The following is a 20,544-nucleotide window of genomic DNA, read 5'->3' as shown; positions in this document are numbered from 1 at the left end:
ACGATCACCATGGTTGAAATCGAAATAGACGGCAAAAAAGTCGAAGTCCCTGCTGGTAGCATGGTGATGGACGCCGCCAACAAATTGGGAACCTACATTCCGCACTTCTGCTATCACAAGAAATTGTCGATCGCAGCGAACTGCCGCATGTGCCTGGTCGAAGTGGAAAAGGCGCCCAAGCCTTTGCCCGCTTGTGCGACCCCGGTCAGTGCCGGCATGATCGTGCGCTCCGCCAGCGATAAAGCTGTGCAGGCGCAAAAGTCGGTCATGGAATTCTTGCTGATTAACCACCCGCTCGATTGCCCTATCTGCGATCAGGGCGGCGAGTGCCAGTTGCAAGACTTGGCAGTGGGCTACGGCAAGAGCGAATCGCGCTACAAGGAAGACAAGCGCGTCGTGCAGCCGAAGGAAGCCGGTCCGCTGGTGTCCATGCAAGAAATGTCGCGCTGCATCCAGTGCACCCGTTGCGTACGCTTTGGCCAGGAAGTGGCCGGCGTGATGGAGCTGGGCATGATCGGCCGCGGCGAACACTCGGAAATCGTGTCCTTCGTGGGCCAGACGGTCGACTCCGAACTGTCGGGCAACATGATCGACCTGTGCCCGGTCGGCGCACTGACCTCGAAGCCGTTCCGCTACAGCGCCCGTACGTGGGAACTGTCGCGCCGCAAATCGGTCAGCCCGCATGACGGCCTGGGCGCGAACCTGATCGTGCAAGTGAAAGCTGGCAAGGTCAAGCGCGTATTGCCGCTGGAAAACGAAGCCGTCAACGAGTGCTGGATCTCGGACAAGGACCGTTTCTCGTACGAAGCGCTGGACAGCGCCGAACGCCTGACGTCCCCGATGCTGAAACAAGGCAACGAGTGGAAAGAAGTCGATTGGCAAACGGCGCTGGAATACGTGGCGCACGGTTTGAAAAATATCAAGCACGAGCATGGCGCCGACGCCATCGCCGCGCTGGCAACGCCGCATTCGACGGTCGAAGAGCTGGTCCTGCTGCAAAAAGTGGCCAACGGTCTCGGTTCCGAGCACGTCGACTTCCGCCTGCGCCAGACCGACTTCGCGCTCGACGCGTCCGTCAAACCTTGGCTGGGCATGCCGATCAACGAATTTGGCCAGATCAAGCGCGCCTTCGTCATCGGTTCGTTCCTGCGCAAGGATCACCCATTGCTGGCCACGCGTCTGCGCGCGTCCGTCAAGGGCGGCGCCAAGCTGTCGATCCTGCACGCGTCCGACGATGATCAATTGATCACCATCGCCAACAAGATGATCGTCGCGCCTGGCGATTGGCTGGCGGCCTTGTCGGAAGTGGTCGTTGCTGTTGCTAAAGCGAAAGAAATCGCCGCGCCAGCCGGTTTCGAAGCGGTGAGCGCTTCGGACGTGGCCGTCGCGATTGCCGCCAGCCTGATGGCCGGCGACAACGGCGCCGTGTTGCTGGGTAATGCGGCAACGCAACACCCGCAAGCGTCGCAACTGCATGCTGCCGCGCAATGGATCGCCGAACAGACGGGCGCCAAGCTCGGTTACCTGACGGAAGCGGCCAACACGGTTGGCGCGCACCTGGTCGCCAAGCCGCGCGCCAACGTGCAAGCAGCGTTTGCCGTGCCGAAGAAAGCCTACGTGCTGCTGCACGCCGAGCCGGAACTCGATGCCGCCAATCCACAAGCGGCCCGCGCCGCCCTGGATGGCGCCGACATGGTCGTGGCCATGTCCGCCTTCAAGCACGGCATGGATTACGCCGACGTCTTGCTGCCGATCGCCCCGTTCGCTGAAACCTCGGGCACCTTCGTCAACTGCGAAGGCCGTGCGCAAAGCTTCAACGGCACCGTGAAACCGCTGGCCGATACCCGTCCAGCCTGGAAAGTGCTGCGCGTCCTGGGCAACATCCTGGGCCTGGCCGGTTTCGACTACGACACGTCCGAAGCGATCCGCGACGAAGCGTTTGGTGCCGGCGTGACCGATCTGTCGGCACAGCTGAACAACATCGCCAAGAACGCCCCGGAAGCGGCAGCGTATGCACCGGCCTCGCCGGCGCTGCAACGCATCGCCGACGTGCCGATCTACTTCGCCGACGCGCTGGTACGCCGCTCCGAACCGCTGCTGCGCACGGTCGATGGCGCCGCGCCGCAAGCGCACCTGTCCCTGGCGCTGGCTGACAAGCTGGGCATCAAGGCGGGCGACAAGGTCAAAGTGGCGCAAGGCTCCGGCAGCGCCATCCTAGTGGCGGCACTCCATGCCGGCCTGCCAGCCAATGTGGTGAAAGTGTCGGCGGCGCATGCCTCGACGGCTAGCCTGGGCGGCATGTTCGGTGACATCACAGTTGAAACAGCAGAGGGGAAAATCTGATGGCTCTGCCTGAATTTGTAAACGTCATCAACAGCAGCGGCCAGGATTTGCTGGGCGGCTCCTGGCCGTTCTTCTGGACCCTGATCAAGATCCTGTGCGTGCTGCTGCCGCTGATGGGCCTGGTTGCCTACCTGACCTTGTGGGAACGCAAGCTGATCGGCTGGATCCAGATCCGCGTCGGCCCGAACCGCGTGGGTCCTTTGGGCTTGCTGCAACCGATCGCCGATGCGCTGAAACTCTTGTTCAAAGAGATCATCATCCCGTCCAAGGCCGCCAAGGGCCTGTTTGTGATCGGCCCGATCATGACCATCATGCCGGCCCTGGCCGCCTGGTCGGTCGTGCCGTTCGGCCCGCAAGCCGTGCTGGCCAACGTCAACGCAGGCTTGCTGATGCTGCTGGCGATTACCTCGATGGAAGTCTACGGCATCATCATTGCCGGCTGGGCCTCGAACTCGAAGTACTCGTTCATGGGCGCCATGCGCGCTTCGGCACAGATGATTTCGTATGAAATCCCGATGGGCTTCGTGATGGTCATCGTGCTGATGGTCTCGGGCAGCCTGAACTTCATCGATATCGTCGGCGGCCAGCAAATCGGCTTCTTCGCCGACAAGGGCGTGAACTTCCTGTCGTGGAACTGGTTGCCGCTGCTGCCGATGTTCGTCATCTATCTGGTGTCGGGCCTGGCTGAAGCCAACCGTCACCCGTTCGACGTCGTCGAAGGCGAGTCGGAAATCGTGGCCGGCCACATGGTCGAGTACTCGGGCATGGCCTACGCCATGTTCATGCTGGCCGAATACGCCAACATGATCCTGATCGGCGCCCTGGCTTCGATCATGTTCCTCGGTGGCTGGTCCGCACCATTTGCTTTCCTTGAGTTCTGGGGTGGTTTCGGCGGCTTCTTCTGGTTGTTCGCCAAGACCTTCTTCATCGTGTCGGTGTTCATCTGGGTACGCGGTACTTTCCCACGCTACCGTTATGACCAGATCATGCGCCTCGGCTGGAAAGTGTTTATCCCGTTGACGCTGGTCTACCTGGTCTTCGTCGCTGCCTGGATGCAGACATCCTGGAATATTTGGAAGTAAGAGAGTGCATACGAATGGATAAGGTAAAAGATTTCTTCAGCAGCCTCTTGTTAGGCGAGCTGATCAAGGGCATGGCGTTGACAGGCAAGTACATGTTTTCGCGCAAGATCACGGTGCAATTCCCGGAAGAGAAGACACCGATCTCGCCGCGTTTCCGTGGCTTGCATGCGCTGCGCCGCTACCCGAACGGCGAGGAACGTTGCATCGCCTGCAAACTGTGCGAAGCGGTTTGCCCGGCGATGGCCATCACGATCGAATCGGAACAGCGTGACGACGGCTCGCGCCGCACCACGCGTTACGATATTGACTTGACCAAGTGCATCTTCTGCGGTTTCTGCGAAGAGTCCTGCCCGGTCGATTCGATCGTCGAGACGCAAATCCTGGAATACCACGGCGAGAAACGCGGGGATTTGTATTACACGAAAGAGATGTTGCTGGCCGTAGGCGATCGTTATGAAAATGACATCGCCGCTGCGCGCGCCGCCGACGCACCTTATCGCTGATGGATGCGCCGCAGCTGACCAGCTGTGGCGCGCCCCTCGTTCATCTGTACGTCTATTGGGTTTTTTATGGACTTTAAAACAATTTTGTTTTACGCCTTCGCGCTGATCTTGATTCTGGCAGCGACGCGCGTCATCACGGCCCGTAATCCGGTCCACGCAGTACTGTTCCTGGTACTGTCCTTCTTTTCCGCAGCGGGCATCTGGATGCTGCTGCAAGCTGAATTCCTGGCCATCGTGCTGGTATTGGTGTATGTCGGCGCCGTGATGGTGCTGTTCCTCTTCGTGGTCATGATGCTCGATATTAATATCGACCGCATGCGCGAAGGTTTCTGGGGCTATCTGCCTTTGTCGGTGACGGTGGGCGTGATCATCGTGCTGGAAATGGCCGCTGTCCTGTGGCACGGTTTCCGCAACTTTGCGCCTAGCATCGCTCCGGTGAACGTCAACCTGGGCGGCACCAAGGAACTGGGCCTGCTGATCTACACGAAATATGTGTTCGCCTTCGAGATCGCCGCCGTCGTGCTGCTGGTGGCCATCGTTGCCGCGGTCGCACTGACTTTGCGCAAACGCAAGGACACCAAGCATTTTGCTCCAGGCGATGCGGTACGCGTCAAGCGCAACGACCGCCTGAAGATCATCAAGATGGACGCGGTCGTCGAGCGTCCTGCGGCTGAGCCGGAAGTTAAGGAGGCACCATGACATTATCGCTCACACATTTTCTGGTCCTGGGCGCGATCCTGTTCGCAATCTCGATCGTCGGTATTTTCCTGAACCGCAAGAACATCATCGTATTGCTGATGGCAATCGAATTGATGCTGCTGGCGGTGAATATGAATTTCATCGCGTTCTCCCATTTCATGGGCGACGCGGCCGGTCAGATCTTCGTTTTCTTCATCCTGACGGTTGCCGCCGCTGAGTCGGCTATCGGTCTGGCTATTCTGGTGGTGATGTTCCGTAATCTGGATACCATCAACGTCGAAGACCTGGACAGCCTCAAAGGCTGATGTTTTTCAGACTCGATCTCTCGAATAATAACGATTAAGGTTCATCATGGCGGGGCAACTCCTCAACCCTAACCTCCTTCTTGCCGTACCGCTGGCGCCGCTGGCCGGTGCCGCGATTGCAGGCTTGCTTGGCACCCAGTTCCTGGGTAATTTGGTCGGACGCAAGACGTCGCATACCGCGACGATCCTGGGCGTACTGATTGCGTTCATCCTGTCCGTGCAGACATTGCTGGCAGTGATGGATGGCGCGACATTCAATGGCACGATCTATAACTGGATGACGATCGGCACCCTGAAGATGGAAGTGGGCTTCCAGATCGATTCGCTGTCGGCGATGATGATGTGCGTGGTCACCTTCGTCTCCCTGATGGTGCACATTTACACGATCGGCTACATGAAGGATGACGAAGGCTACAACCGCTTCTTCGCCTACATCTCGCTGTTCACGTTCTCGATGTTGATGCTGGTCATGGCCAACAACTTCCTGCAACTGTTCTTCGGTTGGGAAGCCGTGGGCCTGGTCTCTTACCTGCTGATCGGTTTCTGGTACCAGCGTCCGACGGCCATCGTGGCCAACATGAAGGCTTTCCTCGTCAACCGCGTGGGCGACTTCGGCTTCATCCTGGGCATCGGCCTGCTGCTGGCCTACGCCGGCACCATGAACTACCAGGAAGTGTTCGCCAAGAAAGACGAACTGGCACTGCTGAGCTTGCCAGGTACCGACTGGGCCCTGCTGACCGTTGCCTGCATCTGCCTGTTCATCGGCGCGATGGGCAAGTCGGCGCAGTTCCCGCTGCACGTGTGGCTGCCTGACTCGATGGAAGGTCCTACCCCGATCTCGGCACTGATCCACGCCGCGACGATGGTGACGGCCGGTATCTTCATGGTTTCGCGCATGTCGCCGCTGTTCGAACTGTCCGACACGGCACTGTCCTTCATCCTGGTGATCGGTTCCATCACGGCGCTGTTCATGGGCTTCCTGGGCATCATCCAGAACGACATCAAGCGCGTCGTCGCTTACTCGACCCTGTCGCAGCTCGGTTACATGACCGTGGCGCTGGGCTCGTCCGCGTACTCCGTGGCCGTGTTCCACCTGATGACGCACGCATTCTTCAAGGCACTGCTGTTCCTGGGCGCCGGTTCCGTCATCATCGGCATGCACCATGACCAGGACATCCGCAACATGGGTGGCCTGCGCAAATACATGCCAATCACCTGGATCACCTCCCTGGTCGGTTCGCTGGCCCTGATCGGCACGCCGCTGTTCTCCGGTTTCTACTCGAAAGACAGCATCATCGAAGCCGTCGAAGCGACGCACATCTGGGGCGCTGGCTTTGCCCAGTTCGCCGTGCTGGCTGGCGTCTTCGTTACCGCCTTCTACTCGTTCCGCATGTATTTCCTCGTCTTCCACGGCAAGGAACGTTTCGGCCAGCCGCATGCGCACGGCCATGACGACCATCACGCACCGAAAGCGGCCCATGGCGCGCACGGCGACGCACATGACGACCATGGTCATGAAGAAGAGGAAGATGACCACGGCCACCATGGCCTGGAACCTGGCCAGAAGCCGCATGAATCGCCGTTCGTCGTGTGGTTCCCGCTGGTGATGCTGGCGATTCCATCGCTGATCATCGGCTACCTGACGATCGGCCCGATGCTGCATGGCGATTTCTTCAAGGGCGTGATCTTTGTCGGCGAAAACCATCCAGCGATGGAAGAGTTGTCGCATGAATTCCACGGCGCAATGGCGATGGCGATCCACGGCCTGTCGACGGCACCGTTCTGGCTGGCATTGTCCGGCGTGGTGGCAGCCTACTACTGCTACATGGTCAACCCGCGTGTACCGGCTTGGTTCTTTGCCAAGTTCCACGCGATCCACACCCTGCTGGACAACAAGTACTACATGGACAAGTTCAATGAAGTCGTGTTCGCCGGCGGTGCCCGCTTGCTGGGTAATGGCCTGTGGAACTTCGGTGACAAGAAGCTGATCGATGGCCTGCTGGTCAACGGTAGCGCCAAGGTCGTCGCCTGGCTGTCCTCGCTGTCGCGAGTGTTGCAGACCGGCTACATCTATCACTATGCATTCGTGATGATCCTGGGCGTGCTGGGCTTCCTGATCTATTTCCTGCCATTCTGGCCCGCTAAGTAAGCTGACCTGATAAAAGAATACTGAGAACCATGATGCAGTCTACGATTTCTACACTACCTCCTTACCTGAGTCTGTCGATCTGGGTGCCGATCATTTGCGGCGTCCTGGTCCTGGCTCTCGGCCGTGACAGCAAAGCGGGCTTTACCCGCTGGCTGTCGCTGGCCGGCGCGGTGCTCAGCATGCTGTGCACCTGGCCCCTGATCCAGCATTTCGACAACGCCGCGCACGGCATGCAATTCGTCGAAAAAGCACCGTGGATTGAAACCTTCAATATCTGGTACTCGCTGGGTATCGACGGCCTGTCCCTGTGGTTCGTGCCACTGACGGCCTTCATCACCGTCATCGTCGTCATTTCCGCTTGGCAAGTGATCGAGAAGCGCATCGCCCAGTACATGGGCTCGTTCCTGATCCTGTCGGGCCTGATGATCGGCGTGTTCTGTGCGCTGGACGGCTTGCTGTTCTACTTCTTCTTTGAAGCAACCCTGATCCCGATGTTCATCATCATCGGTATCTGGGGCGGTTCGAACCGCGTGTACGCGTCGTTCAAGTTCTTCCTGTACACCTTCTTCGGTTCGCTGCTGACCCTGGTTGCCATCATTTACCTGCGCAATGTGTCGGGAACTTTCGACATCCTGGCCTGGCATGCGTTCAAGCTGACGATGAACGAACAGATCTTCATCTTCCTGGCCTTCCTGATGGCGTTTGCCGTCAAGGTGCCGATGTTCCCCGTGCATACGTGGTTGCCTGACGTCCACGTGGAAGCGCCTACGGGCGGTTCCGCCGTGCTGGCCGCCATCATGCTGAAACTGGGCGCCTACGGTTTCTTGCGTTTCTCGCTGCCGATCACGCCGGACGCCAGCCACTACCTGTCGGGTTTCATGATCGCCTTGTCGCTGATCGCCGTCATCTACATCGGTCTGGTTGCCCTGGTGCAAACGGACATGAAAAAACTGGTCGCCTATTCGTCGATCGCGCACATGGGTTTCGTCACCCTGGGCTTCTTCATGTTCAACGACATCTCGGTGCAGGGCGGTATCGTGCAGATGGTCTCGCACGGCTTCATCTCCGGCGCCATGTTCCTGTGCATCGGCGTGCTGTATGACCGCATGCATACCCGCAACATCGCCGACTACGGCGGCGTCGTGAACCGCATGCCGAAATTTGCCGCCTTCTTCGTGCTGTTCTCGATGGCCAACTGCGGTCTGCCAGCGACGTCCGGCTTCGTCGGCGAGTTCATGGTGATCCTGGGCGCGGTGAAATTCAACTTCTGGATTGGTCTGCTGGCTGCAACGGCACTGATCTGGGGCGCAGCGTACTCGCTGTGGATGGCCAAGCGCGTGGTGTTCGGCAAGATCAAGAACAAGCATGTGGCCGAATTGACCGACATCAACAAACGTGAATTCTTCATGCTTGCTGTGCTGGCCATCGCCGTGCTCGTGATGGGTCTGTACCCAGCCCCGTTCACCGACACGATGCAAACTTCGGTTGCCGACCTGCTGCAGCATGTCGCCATCAGCAAGTTGCCTTAAATAGAAGACCGATAACATGACTAATGCACCTAATCTGGTACCGCTGTACGCGGAAATCTTTCTGCTGATCGCCACGTCGGCGCTCTTGCTGATCGATATGTTCTTGCCTGCGGCGAAGCGTTCGATCACTTACGTGCTGGCCTTGCTGACCCTGGCCGGCTGCGCCTTGCTGACCGTGGGCGACTTCAACGCGGGCACCACCGTCTACACGTTCAATAACATGTTCGTGTCGGACCCGATGTCGCAGTTGCTGAAACTGTTCTCCTACGGCGCCGTGGCGCTGACCCTGATCTACTCGCGTGCCTACGCCACCGACCGCAGCATGCTGTCGGGTAACCTGGGCGGCGAGTTCTACGTGCTGGCCCTGTTTGCACTGCTGGGCCAGATGATCATGATCTCGGCCAACAACTTCCTGATCATCTACCTGGGTCTGGAACTGATGTCGCTGTCGCTGTACGCACTGATCGCCTTGCGCCGTGACAATGCCAAGGCCACGGAAGCGGCCATGAAATACTTCATCCTGGGCGCACTGGCTTCCGGTTTCATGTTGTACGGTATCTCGATGCTGTACGGCGCCTCCGGTACCCTGGACCTGGGCGAACTGCGCGTGGCGCTGGAAAATGGCAAGACCAACGGCACCATCATGGTCTTCGGCCTGGTGTTCCTGGTAGCCGGCCTGGCCTTCAAACTGGGCGTCGTGCCATTCCACATGTGGGTGCCTGACGTGTATCAAGGTTCGCCGACGGCAGTGACCCTGCTGCTGGGCGCGGCGCCGAAACTGGCCGCCTTCGCCATCACCCTGCGCCTGCTGGCCGAAGGCTTGCTGCCGATGGCGCATGACTGGCAGCAAATGCTGCTGGTGCTGGCCGTGATGTCGCTGGCGATCGGTAACTTCACCGCGATCGCGCAAACGAATTTGAAGCGCATGTTGGCGTACTCGACCATCGCACAAATGGGCTTCGTTCTGCTGGGCTTGCTGTCCGGTACCGTGGATGCACCGAACAACACCCTGAACGCGGCTGGCGCAGCCACCGCCTACGGCGCCTCGATGTACTACGTCATCACCTATGTGTTCACCACCCTGGGCACCTTTGGCGTGATCATGTTGTTGGCACGTAATGGTTTCGAAGCAGACGAACTGGCCGACTTCAAGGGCCTGGGCAAACGCAGCCCGATCTTCGCCCTGGTGATGACCCTGTTCATGTTCTCGCTGGCCGGCGTGCCGCCGCTGATGGGCTTCATGGCCAAGTACTCGGTGCTGGCATCGGTATTGGCCACGGGCCAGCTGTGGCTGACCATCGCCGCCGTGCTGTTCTCGCTGATCGGCGCCTTCTACTACCTGCGCGTCGTGAAGATGATGTGGTTCGACGAGCCGACCGACAGCAATGCGCTGGTCGTGCATGGCGACATGCGCGTCGTGCTGGCCCTGAACGGCGTGTTCGTCCTGGCGCTGGGTGCGATGCCTAACAGCATCCTGGCTGCCTGCGCGACCGCCATCACCAAGACCCTGGCGTCCTGACCGATGGATGTCACCGTCTCGAGCTGGCTGGTGATCGCCCTGGGCATCCTGGGCGCCAACCTGCCTTTCCTGAACGAGAAACTGTTTGCCGCCGTGCCCTTGAAAAAGGCGGCGCAAGCAGACGGGGGCAAAGGCTGGCGCAAGCCGCTGGCGCTGCGCCTGCTGGAGATGGTGATTCTGTACTTCATCGTCGGCGCCGTGGCGTTCGCGCTCGAAGCGCGCATCGGCAACGGTTTCCCGCAGACATGGGAGTTCTATGCCATCACGGGATGTCTGTTCCTGGTGCTGGCTTTCCCAGGCTTTGTCACCCGCTACCTGCGCAAACGACATTAGCCCCATCGACCGAAAGCGGCGCCTCTGGCGCCGTTTTTTTTATTGAGCATAATCAAGGTATGGATACTGAACGCATGGATATGAATTTAACTGAGACCAAGGTGGACGGCGAGCTCGTCTACCAGGGCGGCTTCCTGCGCGTGCAGCGCGACCGGGTTGCGCTGCCGGATGGCAAGATCACGGCGCGCGAATTCGTCCTGCATCCGGGCGCCGTCGTCATCCTGCCGCTGCTCGACGATGGCACGGTGCTGATGGAACGCCAGTACCGCTATCCGCTGGACCGGGTCTTCATTGAATTCCCCGCCGGCAAGATCGATGCGGGCGAATCGCACCTGGCTTGCGCCCAGCGCGAGTTGCTGGAAGAAACGGGCTACACGGCCAGCGACTGGCAATTCGTCTCCACCATCCACAACGCCATCGCGTATTCGGACGAGCACCTGGAACTGTTCCTGGCGCGCGGCCTGGTAGCGGGCGAACGCCAGCTCGATGAAGGCGAATTCCTCGAAACGTTCACGGCCACCGTGCCGCAGCTGCTCGACTGGGTCAAGGATGGCACGATCACGGACGTGAAAACCGTCATCGGCATCTTCTGGCTCGACAAGATTACCAGCGGCGCCTGGCAGCCGGCTTGATCCTGCGCATGCGCACGGCGATCTTCCTGTTGCTGGCGTCGGCCAGCCTGGGCGCACACGGGGCGGCGCGCACGCCGTTCCAGGTGCGCTGCGAAGACACGATCAGCAAGACGGTGTCCGTGCTGACGGCGCAGCAGAACGGCTACAGCATCGACACGCATCTGCCGTACAAGGCCCTGACGGTGATGAAGGGCACGGCGCGCGCCAATACCTGGGTGCTGGGCTTGACGAAGACCGAGTCGCGCGTGGCCATCGCCCTGGCCGGCCCCATGCTGCAAGACCCGGCCAGCGGCTACGAATGCGTGGCGCCGCAGATTACCGTCACCCTCACGTATGCGCCCGTGGTGATCTATATCGGCCGCGAATTTGCCCCCGGCACTTGCGCGTATGATGAGATACTGGCGCATGAACTGCGGCACATGAAAACCTATATGGAACACTTGCCGCGCGTGGAAAAGACCGTGCGCGCTGCGCTGGCGAAGCGCTTCGAGGCGCGGCCCCTGTATGCGCCCAGCGGCACGGCCAAGGCGGCGCTGGCGCGCGAGATCGACACGGGCTGGTTGCCGTACGTCAAGGCCGAAATGCGCAAGGTGGAAATTTTGCAGGCGGCCATCGATTCTCCGCAGGAATATGCGCGCCTGGGCAAGGCGTGCAATGGTGAGATCCAGAATATCCTGGCGGGCAAGACAGCGCCCGCCAACTAGACAAGGAATGGCATGACAGCAGCACCGAATCGCCCCCGTTATTTTGCCCTGATCCCCGCCGCCGGCGTGGGCGCGCGCATGGAAGCGGGCAGTCCCAAGCAATATTTACCCATCGCCGGCAAGCCCATGCTGCGCCACGCGCTCGACGCCTTTCTCGCCAGCCCCCTGATCGCGCATACGTATGTCGTCGTCAGCGCCGAGGATGGCCAGATCGACGCCGTCGTGCCGGGGCAGGGCGCAGGTGCAGGCGTGACCGTGCTGCGCTGCGGCGGCGCCACGCGCATGGAAACGATACTGAATGCCCTGCAGGCACTGCACGGCAGCATAGCCGCCCACGACCAGGTGCTGGTGCACGACGCGGCGCGTCCTGGCCTGACGCCGGCGCTGATCGCAAAACTCATCGCCGAAGTCGCTGACCATCCGGCCGGCGGCTTGCTGGCCTTGCCCGTGGTCGACACCGTCAAGCGGGCAGGGCAGAACAGCCTGTCGGCGCAGACGGTGCCGCGCGACCATTTATGGCTGGCGCAGACGCCGCAGATGTTCAGCTATGCGCTGCTGCACCGGGCCCTGTCGCAAGCGCCCGATCCGCAAGCGATCACGGACGACGCCAGCGCCGTCGAAGCGCTGGGCCTGGCGCCCAGGCTGGTCGAAGGCCACCCGCGCAACCTGAAGGTGACCTTGCCGCGCGACATACACACGGCCGAACTGTACTTGGCCCATCCTTGAATCCTGAACAGAAAGACCGCATGACGACCATCACCACTCCCGTACTGCCTTTCCGCATCGGCCAGGGCTATGACTGCCACGCGCTGGTGGAAAACCGCGACCTGATCATCGGCGGCGTGAAAATCCCCCATCACCTGGGCTTGCTTGGCCATTCCGACGCGGACGTATTGCTGCACGCGATTACGGACGCGCTCTTCGGCGCCGCCGCGCTGGGCGACATCGGCCGCCATTTCCCCGACACGGATGCGCAATTCAAGGGCGCCGATTCGCGCACCCTGCTGCGTGAAGCCGTGCGCCGCGTGCAGGCGACCGGTTATATCATCGGCAACATCGACGCCACCATCATCGCCCAGCGCCCGAAAATGGCGCCGCACATCGCCGCCATGTGCGCCAACGTGGCCGACGACCTGGGCGTGAGTGTGGGCCAGGTCAATATCAAGGCCAAGACGAATGAAAAACTGGGCTACCTGGGCCGCGAAGAGGGTATCGCGGCCGAAGCCGTGGCCTTGCTGCTGCGCGCCTGATACGCCACCGACCATCGACCACTGACAGGAGAGAGCATGTTCCAGCTACGCCGTACCAGCATCCTGCTTGCATGGGCACTGGCCGCCGCGCCAGCGGCCCACGCCGAACTGCAAGCGACGGGCGAACCGCCCGCCGCGAAACAGCCATGGAAGGCCGTTACCGTGGCCGAAGGCGTGCGCCAACCGTGGGGCATCGCCTGGCTGGGCGAGGGGCGCGCGCTCGTCACTAGCAAGCAGGGCACCTTGCATTTACTGAATGGAAAGACTTTTACCGACGTGGCGCTGGAAGGCATGCCCAAGGTGTTTACGGGCGGGCAGGGCGGCTTGCTCGATATCGTCCTGCACCCGCAGGATGCGGGCAAGGCGCAGCAGCGCGTCTACATGACGGTGTCGACTGGCAACAATGACGCCAACCGCACGACCCTCGTGCGCGGCGTGTTCGACGGCAAGAAGGTGACGGGCATCCAGACCCTGTTCAAGGTGGCCACGGACAAGAGCGGCGGCCAGCACTTCGGCTCGCGCCTGCTGTGGCTGCCGGACGGCACTTTGCTGATGAGCGTGGCCGATGGCGGCAACCCGCCGCTGCGCATCGGCGACCGCCTGGCGCGCGAGCAGGCACAGAATCTGGCCACGCACCAGGGTTCCATCCTGCGCCTGACGGAAGACGGCAAGCCGGCGCCCGGCAATCCGCTGGCGGCCAAGGGCGCCTTGCCGGAAATCTGGTCGTATGGCCACCGCAACGTGCAGGGCCTGGCGCTCGACCCTGTTTCCGGCCGCGTATGGGCCACGGAGCACGGTCCGTACGGCGGCGACGAGCTGAACCTGGTGGTGGCGGGCGGCAACTATGGCTGGCCCCTGCAAAGCTATGGCGCCGACTATACGACGCATGAACCGGTCGGCAAGCACGAAGTGGCCGGCATGCTCAACCCGAGCGTGGCCTGGGTGCCGTCGCCGGCTCCCTCGGGCCTGGCCGTCTACACGGGCGACAAGATTGCCGCCTGGCGCGGCAGCATCTTCAGCGGCGGCCTGGCGGCCAAGGATATCCGCCGCATCGCCGTCGATGCGCATGGCAAGGTGACGGGGCAAGACCGCTTGGCCATCGGCGCACGCGTGCGCGACGTGCGCCAGGGGCCGGACGGCTACCTGTACGCGCTGACGGATGAAGACAACGGCCGCTTGTTGCGCATCGTGCCGCAGTAACACGGCAGGCGCCCACTTCGCTTAAGATGGCGCCTTTACTTCATTCAAGGTGGCGGCATGGCCCGTGATACTTATGCATACCGGCACGTCGCCGTCGAATCGCGCGCGATTAATGGCCGCGTGGAAATCCGCCCCGTGCCGGGCCAGGCCTTTTCGCCCGAGCTGGCCGTGCAGTGCTCGCGCCGCCTGGCCGACCTGCAGCGCCATCCGCTGGGCAGCCGCTTTTTACTCTTTGCCAAGCTGACGGACCGCCTGGGCGGCACGCCTTTCCTGTATGCGTATCACGGCGACGCGGACGTGGTGATGACGCCGGCCGAAGTGACGAAATTCCTCGGAGAATTCCGCCGCGGCCGCATCTGATTCCTACGAGGCGATGCAGGCCGCGCCGGCCTTGGCGCCGGCCTGCGGCTTGCCGAAGATGGCGATCGTCAAGCCGCAGCCGAGGGCGAACAAGCCGCCGACCACCATCGCGCTGGACACGCCCAGCCGGTCGACGGCCACGCCTCCCAGCAAGGCGCCGGACGCCAGCGACACTTGCACGATGGCAACGAAGAGCGCGCTGCTGCCTTCCATCAGCTCCGGCGCCGCCTTGAACATCCACGTCTGCACGGCGATCGGCATGGCGCCGAAACCGAAACCCCACACGGCCACCAGCAGCATGGCGGTAAGCGAATGGCTGCCGAACGCGGCCAGGGCCAGGGTGGACACGCCCAGCACGGCGCCCGTCGCCATCAGCGCGGCCCGTTCGTAGCGGCCGGCGGCCCAGCCGCCCACGAGGTTGCCGATGAAGCCGGAAGCGCCGTACACGAGCAGCATGGCGCTGACCGTGCCGGCCGCCAGGTGCGAGATTTGCGTGAGGAAAGGCGCGATATACGTGTAGGCGGCGAACTGGCCCGTGAACAGCATGGCCGTGGCGATCAGGCCCAGCCTGGCCTTGCGGATGCCGAAAATCATCGGCAACTGGCGCAGGCGGATGGCCTGTGTCGGTGGCAGCTTGGGCAGCAGCAACAGCTGGCCGACGAAGACCAGCACGGCAATGGCGCTGGCCGCGCCGAACGCGACCCGCCAGCCCACCAGATCGCCCACCAGCGCACCGGCTGGCACGCCCGCCACCGTGCCCAGCGAGACGCCGGCGAAGATGATGGACATGGCGCGCGAGGCATGCTGCGGCGCCACCAGGCGCGGGCCGATGGCGCTGCCGATGGCCCAGAAGCCGCCCACGCCCACGCCCAGCATGGCGCGGCCCAGCAGTATCCACGCATACGAAGGGGCCAGCGCCACCAGCAGGTTCGAGGCCACCAGCAGGGCCGTCAGGGCCAGCAGCACGATGCGGCGGTCCAGGCGGCCCGAGCCGACGGTGACGAAGATGGCGGCAAAGGCGGCAACGATGCCGGGCGTGGTGATCATCAAGCCCGCCTGGCCCTTGCTGATGGCCAGTTCGGCGGCCATGGCGGGCAGCAGGCCGACGGGCAGGAATTCGGAAGTGACGAGGGCGAAGGCGCCGATGCCGACGGATAAGACGGCCAGCCACGGCGCCACGGTGGTATCGTCGTCGGTAGCGTTGGAAAGTGTATGCATGAGAGGTTCCTGAAAAGCCGAGAGGTTTTTAACCGGTCGGTATATAATCGGGGCAGGTGGACATTGTTGTCAATAATTTTTTACCGAACGGTATGAAACAAGATAAAAAAGAAGAGGCGGTCAAGGCGAAAACGGGGCGGCCACGCACGTTCGACGCGGACGAGGCGCTCGATTGCGCCATGAAAGTATTCTGGGAAAAAGGCTATGAAGGCAGTTCCTTGCCGGAATTGACGAAAGCCATGGGCATGAACCGGCCCAGCCTGTATGCCGTCTTCGGCAACAAGGAACAATTGTTCCACAAGGCGCTGGAGCGCTACAGCGATACGCGCATGCGGTTTTTCGATGCGGCGCTGGAACAGCCGACGGCGCGCCAGGTGGTGGAAGCCTTGCTGACGCAATATGTCGACGCGCAAACGATGCCGGACGGCCCGCACGGCTGCATGGGCGTCAATGCGGCGCTCGCCTGCAGCGACGATGCCTTGCCGATCCGCGATGAATTGTTCGCGCGCCGCTTGCGCGGTGAAATCAAGCTGCGCGACCGCTTGCGGCGCGCGAAGGAAGAGGGGGATTTGCCGCCCGATTCCTGCCCGGAGCAGCAGGCGCGCTTCGTCGTGACCCTGTCGCAGGGCATGGCCATCCAGGCGGCGGCAGGAGTCTCTCGCGAGCAATTGCAGCAGATGGTGGGCTTGCTGCTGCGCAATTGGCCGATGTAACTACTCCGTCGGGGCGATGGTCTTTGCCAGGTCGCTGGGCGCCTTGCGCCGCCAGGCGGCCGTCAGGGCTGCGGCCAGCATGTCCAGCTCGGCATCCGCCAGGCGTACCGTGATGCCGGCCAGGCGTTCGCCCCACCACAGCTTCTCGCAGCCGGACGGCGTGATGACGGTGGCGATATGCGCCGCTTCCGCGTCGAGCAGCACATTGATGTGCTCGTCATCGGGCAGGGTGGCGAAGATCTTCCCGCCCACGCGGAAGGCCGGACGGTCGTGGTGTTCTTCCTCGGTGGCGTCGGGAAACGACAGTGCCAGATAGCGTAGTTCTTCCAGGTCGACCATTCCTCTTTCCCCCAGTTCGGATAGATAGCAGCGTGACTACATTTTGCCATGCTGTTTCGCCGCGTGGTGCAGCGGCATGCGAAAAGAAATGCGCAAGATGCGACACTGGCGCGCGCGCTTGTGGCGCTTGCGCGACAGGTCCTGCCAGCGCGCCAGGGGTAAAATGCCCATCCCGGCAGGCTTGTTCAGCCTGTTTCAAGGTACTTATCATATAAATATCTTACATGGCTAAAAGAAAAATACTTTTCTTCTAGGGAATTTAAGATAGAATAGATTCAACGTTTCACCTGACCCGTCAATTGTCTGGTTTTGTCCCGGGAACCCGAACCCTTTCCAGGACGCTTGCAGTGCCGCCATGGCACGCCGCAAGTCCGCGAAGTTTTGCGGAAGCCACGCCCCCGACCGCTCATTCTTGCAATTCTTGCGCTACGCCGACACGCCTCAATGCAGCGTGTATTCAGCTCAAGCGCCTTCACGCCTGTTGCGCCCGTTGAATACTTACTGACTGGATACCCATCATGAAAAACTTGCCTAAAATCGCTTTGTCCCTGATCGCCGTTGGTGTGTTTGCCCACGCGAACGCCAGCACCATCACCGTTTCCACCGGCTATTCGAATGCCGGCGCGCAAGCGTCCGCCGCCGCTTACCAGTCCGTCGTGAATGCCGCCGTGGCCACGCCGGGCGCCGGCTATGGCACGACGACGATTGCCAGCTACGACAATGTCACGAATAGCAGCCTGTTCGGCAGCGGTTCGAATATCGCCTTCAAGTCGGTGATCAACTTTGGCGTCAGCGCGGCCGATGCGGGCGCCTGGAGCTTCCGCAGCGGCGTCGATTTCGGCAAGGGCGGCGCCCTGTTCCTCGACGGCGTGGCGCTGGACTTCAAGAGCAGCGACCTGTGGTGGGCCGGTAACTACAATAGCAGCAGCCAGTTCCTCGCCGGTTCGGGCACTTTGGCTGCAGGTAACCATACCTTGAGCATCTTCGGCCTGGAAGGCTGCTGCGATGGCGGCCAGCAAGTCCAGTTCAAGGCGGGCAACAACAATTTCGCCAGCTTTTCCAGCGCCGACGGCCTGGTCTCGGCCGTGCCGGAACCAAGCACCTATGCCATGCTGCTGATCGGCCTGGGCTTGCTGGGCTTCACGGCGCGCCGCAAGCAGGAAGACAAGTTTTAAGCGCACGTCCTGAGCGCACGTAAAAAAGCCCGCCGGTCCGTCAGGATGCGGCGGGCTTTTTGCTTGATAGCGGTTCAGTCGCCGCTGTCTTCGTCTTCGTCGGCGCCCTTGGCCGCCTGGCCGCGCTCGGCGTCGACGGCGCGCTGCAGGCTGGCCGCATCGCGGAAGAAGGCGTCCGTCGTGTGATCCTGGCTCAGGCGCAAGGCTGGCGGGTAGATCACGGCCATGTAGGCTTCGTCGGCCAGGCGGCCGCTGGCCTGCAGGTTGCTCAGCAGGATCAGGGTCGAGCCGACGATGGCCAGCACGACGGCGACGAGGCCGAAGCGGCGCGGATGCTGCGGCTTGATCGTGCACAAATGGTAATAGATCATCGCGCATACAATGACGATGAACATATGCCGTCCGTAGCGCGTCAGCACTTCCAGCGACAGCGCATACGCCGTCACATTGCTGCCCAGTTCCCACACTTCCATGGCCAGCAAGCCGCAGCCGATGATGAACAGGTGGCGGCCGAAACGCGCCCCATGGCCAAACAGGCGGTTTGCCACGGCCCAGATCGACGCCCACACGAGGCCGCCGGCCAGCGCGTAGGCGATGATCATCAGGTAGGAAATCGGTTCGAAGGCGTCCGCGTCGCTCAGCCAGTTGCTGAAGGCGGCCGAGGCGCCGATCATGGCCAGGCCGGCGATGGCGGGGCGCAAGCCTTCCCAGTCGTGCCGGGTCGTGTCGCCCAGTTCGGGCGCCACCGGGTGGTCGCTGGCGCGCACGCGCAGGCGCGTGTGGCCCAGGCGCACGATGCTGTTGCCCGTCATGGCCACCTGCAGTTGCCGCTGGCCCCGGTGGATCACGCCATTCTGGCTGCCCAGGTCGCGCAGCAGCAGGCCGCCTGCGCCGTCGTCCTCGACGATGGCGTGCGCGGCGGCCGTATGCGCGTCGTCGAGGATGAAGTCGTTGTCGTAGCCGCGCCCGATGCGGATCGGCAAGGTGGCTATGCGCTGGCGTTGCCGCACCTCGCCATTGTCGGCGAGGATTTCGATGAAGTATGGTGCTTTCATGGCTTGCGGCGGCTTTCCCGCGACAGCGCTTCGAGGAAGGTGCGCGTGACGCGCATGCCGTTGGCGTAGGACACGCCGCGCGCGTCGATGCGGCTTTGCAGGCTCATGAGTGGCTCATCGGTGCTGGCGGCCAGCAGGGCAAAGTCGTACAGGCCGGTAAACTTGCGGTAGGCGCGCACGCACAGGACGGCGCGCAGGGGCAGGGTCTTGTTCTTGACGAACTGTTCGGTGCATTGCGGGCCCGTCAGGCTGGCGCTCTTGTAGCTGCCGAAACTTTCATTCTTGAACGAGGCGCTGGCCAGTTCGGAAAAGCGCAGGGCGCCCAGACCGCTGCTGCGCAAAAATTCGTGGCGCATCGACACTTGCCCCGTCTGCAGGGCGCCGGAGATGAAGATGGCCGATTCCATGGCGCAGCTGGTGTTGTCGAGCATGTAGGGCTTGTCGGACTTGACGTTGGAGCGGCCCCAGCAGCGCATCTGGTCGGACTCGCGCACGGGCACGCGGTACGGGCCCATTGCTTTCAGGCTCAATGGCGTGTCGAGCAGGCGCGCCAGCATGACTTCCTGGTGCGCCAGCAGTTGCGCCGTCACCAGCGGCTTGAAGTCCTTCGGCGCCTTGCCCTGCTGCGCCACCTTGGCCAGCAATTGCTGGGCATAGCGGGCAGGCACGAGAAAACTGACGAGTTCGCCATCGAGGCGTTTCGACACATTCACGCCGGCCACGTCGCCATTCGCCGTGACGCTGGGGCCGCCGCTCATGCCGGAATTGATCGGTCCCGTAAACATCAGCTGGTCGTAGAAGCTTCGTGTGACGACGCCGTTGTACGAGCCTTCCGAAATGGCGAAACCCAGGTCCAGCGGATTGCCCATCGAATACAGGTACTGGCCCTGCGTCAGCGGCGCCAGCGGCTCCGGCATCTTGAAGAAACCCGTGCCATGGCGGTTCACGCGCAGCACGGCCAGGTCGTGCAGCACGTCGACGGCCAGTAATTCCACGTTGCCGCGCTGGCCGCTGGTGTCGACCCATTCGCCCACGTAGGTATCGGGGTCGAGGGCGAATTGCGACACGACGTGATAGTTGCTCACCACCAGGTCGCCCGTGCCGATCAAAAAGCCGGAACCCACGGACGACTGCGTGCGGCCGTTTTTCAGCAGCACGCGCACTTGCAGGATGTCGGCGCGCGCCGCCGTGTACAGCTTTTGCGCGGCCGACGAGGGCGGCGGCAGGGCCGCATGTTCCGTGGCGGCGGGCGCGGCGGTGGCTGGCGGCGGTTTGATGGGGGGAGTCGATGCGGTGGCGGCAGCGGCAGGCGCGGCAGGTACAGGCGCCGCGGCCGCGTGTGCGCCTGCGGCAGCGCACAGGCTGGCCAGCAAGCAGGCGTAGTTAGATAATTTCATGCATCCTTTGTGCGTGAGCAGGAGCGCGGCCGGCGCGGC

At 62.1% G+C, this 20,544-nt stretch carries 21 protein-coding genes; 17 read left to right on the top strand and 4 right to left on the bottom strand.

Annotated features, from left to right (window positions below; genetic code table 11):
• Nucleotides 1-9 precede the first annotated feature (9 nt).
• The 15 genes from nuoG to O3299_RS12110 all read left to right on the top strand — a co-directional run bounded on the left by nuoG (nucleotide 10) and on the right by O3299_RS12110 (nucleotide 14,608).
• On the top strand, nucleotides 10-2,343 hold the full coding sequence (gene nuoG, locus O3299_RS12180; RefSeq protein ID WP_305052717.1) for an NADH-quinone oxidoreductase subunit NuoG: 2,334 nt from the start codon (nucleotides 10-12) through the stop codon (nucleotides 2,341-2,343).
• A complete protein-coding gene (gene nuoH / locus O3299_RS12175) occupies nucleotides 2,343-3,425 on the top strand; it encodes an NADH-quinone oxidoreductase subunit NuoH (RefSeq protein WP_071076363.1) in 1,083 nt (360 codons plus the stop codon). The genes nuoG and nuoH overlap by 1 nt, the downstream gene beginning before the upstream one ends.
• A 14-nt stretch (nucleotides 3,426-3,439) precedes the next feature.
• Complete coding sequence (gene nuoI / locus O3299_RS12170) at nucleotides 3,440-3,928, top strand: NADH-quinone oxidoreductase subunit NuoI (protein ID WP_010399726.1); 489 nt, start codon at nucleotides 3,440-3,442, stop codon at nucleotides 3,926-3,928.
• Nucleotides 3,929-3,994: 66 nt separating this feature from the next.
• Nucleotides 3,995-4,627, top strand: a complete 633-nt coding sequence (locus O3299_RS12165) for an NADH-quinone oxidoreductase subunit J (RefSeq protein ID WP_034779507.1) — start codon at nucleotides 3,995-3,997, stop codon at nucleotides 4,625-4,627.
• Nucleotides 4,624-4,932 (top strand): NADH-quinone oxidoreductase subunit NuoK, encoded by a 309-nt coding sequence (nuoK, locus tag O3299_RS12160; RefSeq protein WP_010399724.1) that lies wholly within the window; start codon nucleotides 4,624-4,626, stop codon nucleotides 4,930-4,932. Before O3299_RS12165 ends, nuoK begins: the two co-directional genes overlap by 4 nt.
• A gap of 46 nt (nucleotides 4,933-4,978) precedes the next feature.
• On the top strand, nucleotides 4,979-7,081 hold the full coding sequence (gene nuoL, locus O3299_RS12155; RefSeq protein ID WP_099667161.1) for an NADH-quinone oxidoreductase subunit L: 2,103 nt from the start codon (nucleotides 4,979-4,981) through the stop codon (nucleotides 7,079-7,081).
• A gap of 29 nt (nucleotides 7,082-7,110) precedes the next feature.
• Nucleotides 7,111-8,610, top strand: coding sequence for an NADH-quinone oxidoreductase subunit M (locus tag O3299_RS12150; protein ID WP_251351432.1), 1,500 nt, complete (start codon nucleotides 7,111-7,113; stop codon nucleotides 8,608-8,610).
• A gap of 16 nt (nucleotides 8,611-8,626) precedes the next feature.
• Nucleotides 8,627-10,129, top strand: a complete 1,503-nt coding sequence (nuoN, locus tag O3299_RS12145) for an NADH-quinone oxidoreductase subunit NuoN (protein WP_099667163.1) — start codon at nucleotides 8,627-8,629, stop codon at nucleotides 10,127-10,129.
• Nucleotides 10,130-10,132: 3 nt separating this feature from the next.
• A complete protein-coding gene (locus O3299_RS12140) occupies nucleotides 10,133-10,462 on the top strand; it encodes a DUF2818 family protein (RefSeq protein WP_289910803.1) in 330 nt (109 codons plus the stop codon).
• Nucleotides 10,463-10,536: 74 nt separating this feature from the next.
• The gene (locus tag O3299_RS12135) at nucleotides 10,537-11,094 is read left to right on the top strand and encodes an NUDIX domain-containing protein (RefSeq protein WP_070255807.1); all 558 of its coding nucleotides are present in this window, start codon (nucleotides 10,537-10,539) and stop codon (nucleotides 11,092-11,094) included.
• A gap of 8 nt (nucleotides 11,095-11,102) precedes the next feature.
• A complete protein-coding gene (locus O3299_RS12130; RefSeq protein ID WP_180278728.1) occupies nucleotides 11,103-11,798 on the top strand; it encodes a hypothetical protein in 696 nt (231 codons plus the stop codon).
• Nucleotides 11,799-11,810: 12 nt separating this feature from the next.
• On the top strand, nucleotides 11,811-12,524 hold the full coding sequence (ispD, locus tag O3299_RS12125) for a 2-C-methyl-D-erythritol 4-phosphate cytidylyltransferase (RefSeq protein ID WP_305062408.1): 714 nt from the start codon (nucleotides 11,811-11,813) through the stop codon (nucleotides 12,522-12,524).
• A 20-nt stretch (nucleotides 12,525-12,544) separates the two neighbouring features.
• A complete protein-coding gene (gene ispF, locus O3299_RS12120; RefSeq protein WP_305062407.1) occupies nucleotides 12,545-13,048 on the top strand; it encodes a 2-C-methyl-D-erythritol 2,4-cyclodiphosphate synthase in 504 nt (167 codons plus the stop codon).
• 36 nt (nucleotides 13,049-13,084) lie between these two features.
• A complete protein-coding gene (locus O3299_RS12115) occupies nucleotides 13,085-14,248 on the top strand; it encodes a PQQ-dependent sugar dehydrogenase (RefSeq protein WP_305062406.1) in 1,164 nt (387 codons plus the stop codon).
• 57 nt (nucleotides 14,249-14,305) lie between these two features.
• The gene (locus O3299_RS12110; protein WP_251351441.1) at nucleotides 14,306-14,608 is read left to right on the top strand and encodes a hypothetical protein; all 303 of its coding nucleotides are present in this window, start codon (nucleotides 14,306-14,308) and stop codon (nucleotides 14,606-14,608) included.
• Between the two features lie 3 nt (nucleotides 14,609-14,611).
• On the opposite strand, the gene O3299_RS12105 is transcribed toward O3299_RS12110, so the two are convergent.
• Nucleotides 14,612-15,826 (bottom strand): MFS transporter, encoded by a 1,215-nt coding sequence (locus tag O3299_RS12105; RefSeq protein ID WP_289916414.1) that lies wholly within the window; start codon nucleotides 15,824-15,826, stop codon nucleotides 14,612-14,614.
• Between the two features lie 92 nt (nucleotides 15,827-15,918).
• Here O3299_RS12105 and O3299_RS12100 point away from each other — a divergent pair, with 92 nt between their 5' ends.
• Nucleotides 15,919-16,539 (top strand): TetR/AcrR family transcriptional regulator, encoded by a 621-nt coding sequence (locus O3299_RS12100; protein WP_077407037.1) that lies wholly within the window; start codon nucleotides 15,919-15,921, stop codon nucleotides 16,537-16,539.
• Here O3299_RS12100 and O3299_RS12095 read toward each other — a convergent pair whose 3' ends face one another.
• Complete coding sequence (locus O3299_RS12095) at nucleotides 16,540-16,878, bottom strand: MmcQ/YjbR family DNA-binding protein (protein WP_099667171.1); 339 nt, start codon at nucleotides 16,876-16,878, stop codon at nucleotides 16,540-16,542.
• Nucleotides 16,879-17,396: 518 nt separating this feature from the next.
• Here O3299_RS12095 and O3299_RS12090 point away from each other — a divergent pair.
• A complete protein-coding gene (locus O3299_RS12090) occupies nucleotides 17,397-18,053 on the top strand; it encodes a CCXG family PEP-CTERM protein (RefSeq protein ID WP_305062405.1) in 657 nt (218 codons plus the stop codon).
• 74 nt (nucleotides 18,054-18,127) lie between these two features.
• On the opposite strand, the gene O3299_RS12085 is transcribed toward O3299_RS12090, so the two are convergent.
• A complete protein-coding gene (locus O3299_RS12085) occupies nucleotides 18,128-19,108 on the bottom strand; it encodes an FHA domain-containing protein (RefSeq protein WP_289898448.1) in 981 nt (326 codons plus the stop codon).
• The gene (locus tag O3299_RS12080) at nucleotides 19,105-20,505 is read right to left on the bottom strand and encodes a serine protease (protein WP_305062404.1); all 1,401 of its coding nucleotides are present in this window, start codon (nucleotides 20,503-20,505) and stop codon (nucleotides 19,105-19,107) included. Before O3299_RS12080 ends, O3299_RS12085 begins: the two co-directional genes overlap by 4 nt.
• Nucleotides 20,506-20,544: the final 39 nt, after the last annotated feature.

It is taken from the genome of Janthinobacterium sp. SUN176 (assembly GCF_030587335.1).
GTDB classification, from domain to species: Bacteria; Pseudomonadota; Gammaproteobacteria; order Burkholderiales; family Burkholderiaceae_D; genus Janthinobacterium; species Janthinobacterium kumbetense.
The sequence above is the reverse complement of the archived record's forward strand: the minus strand, read 5'-3'. Positions and strand labels throughout refer to the sequence as shown.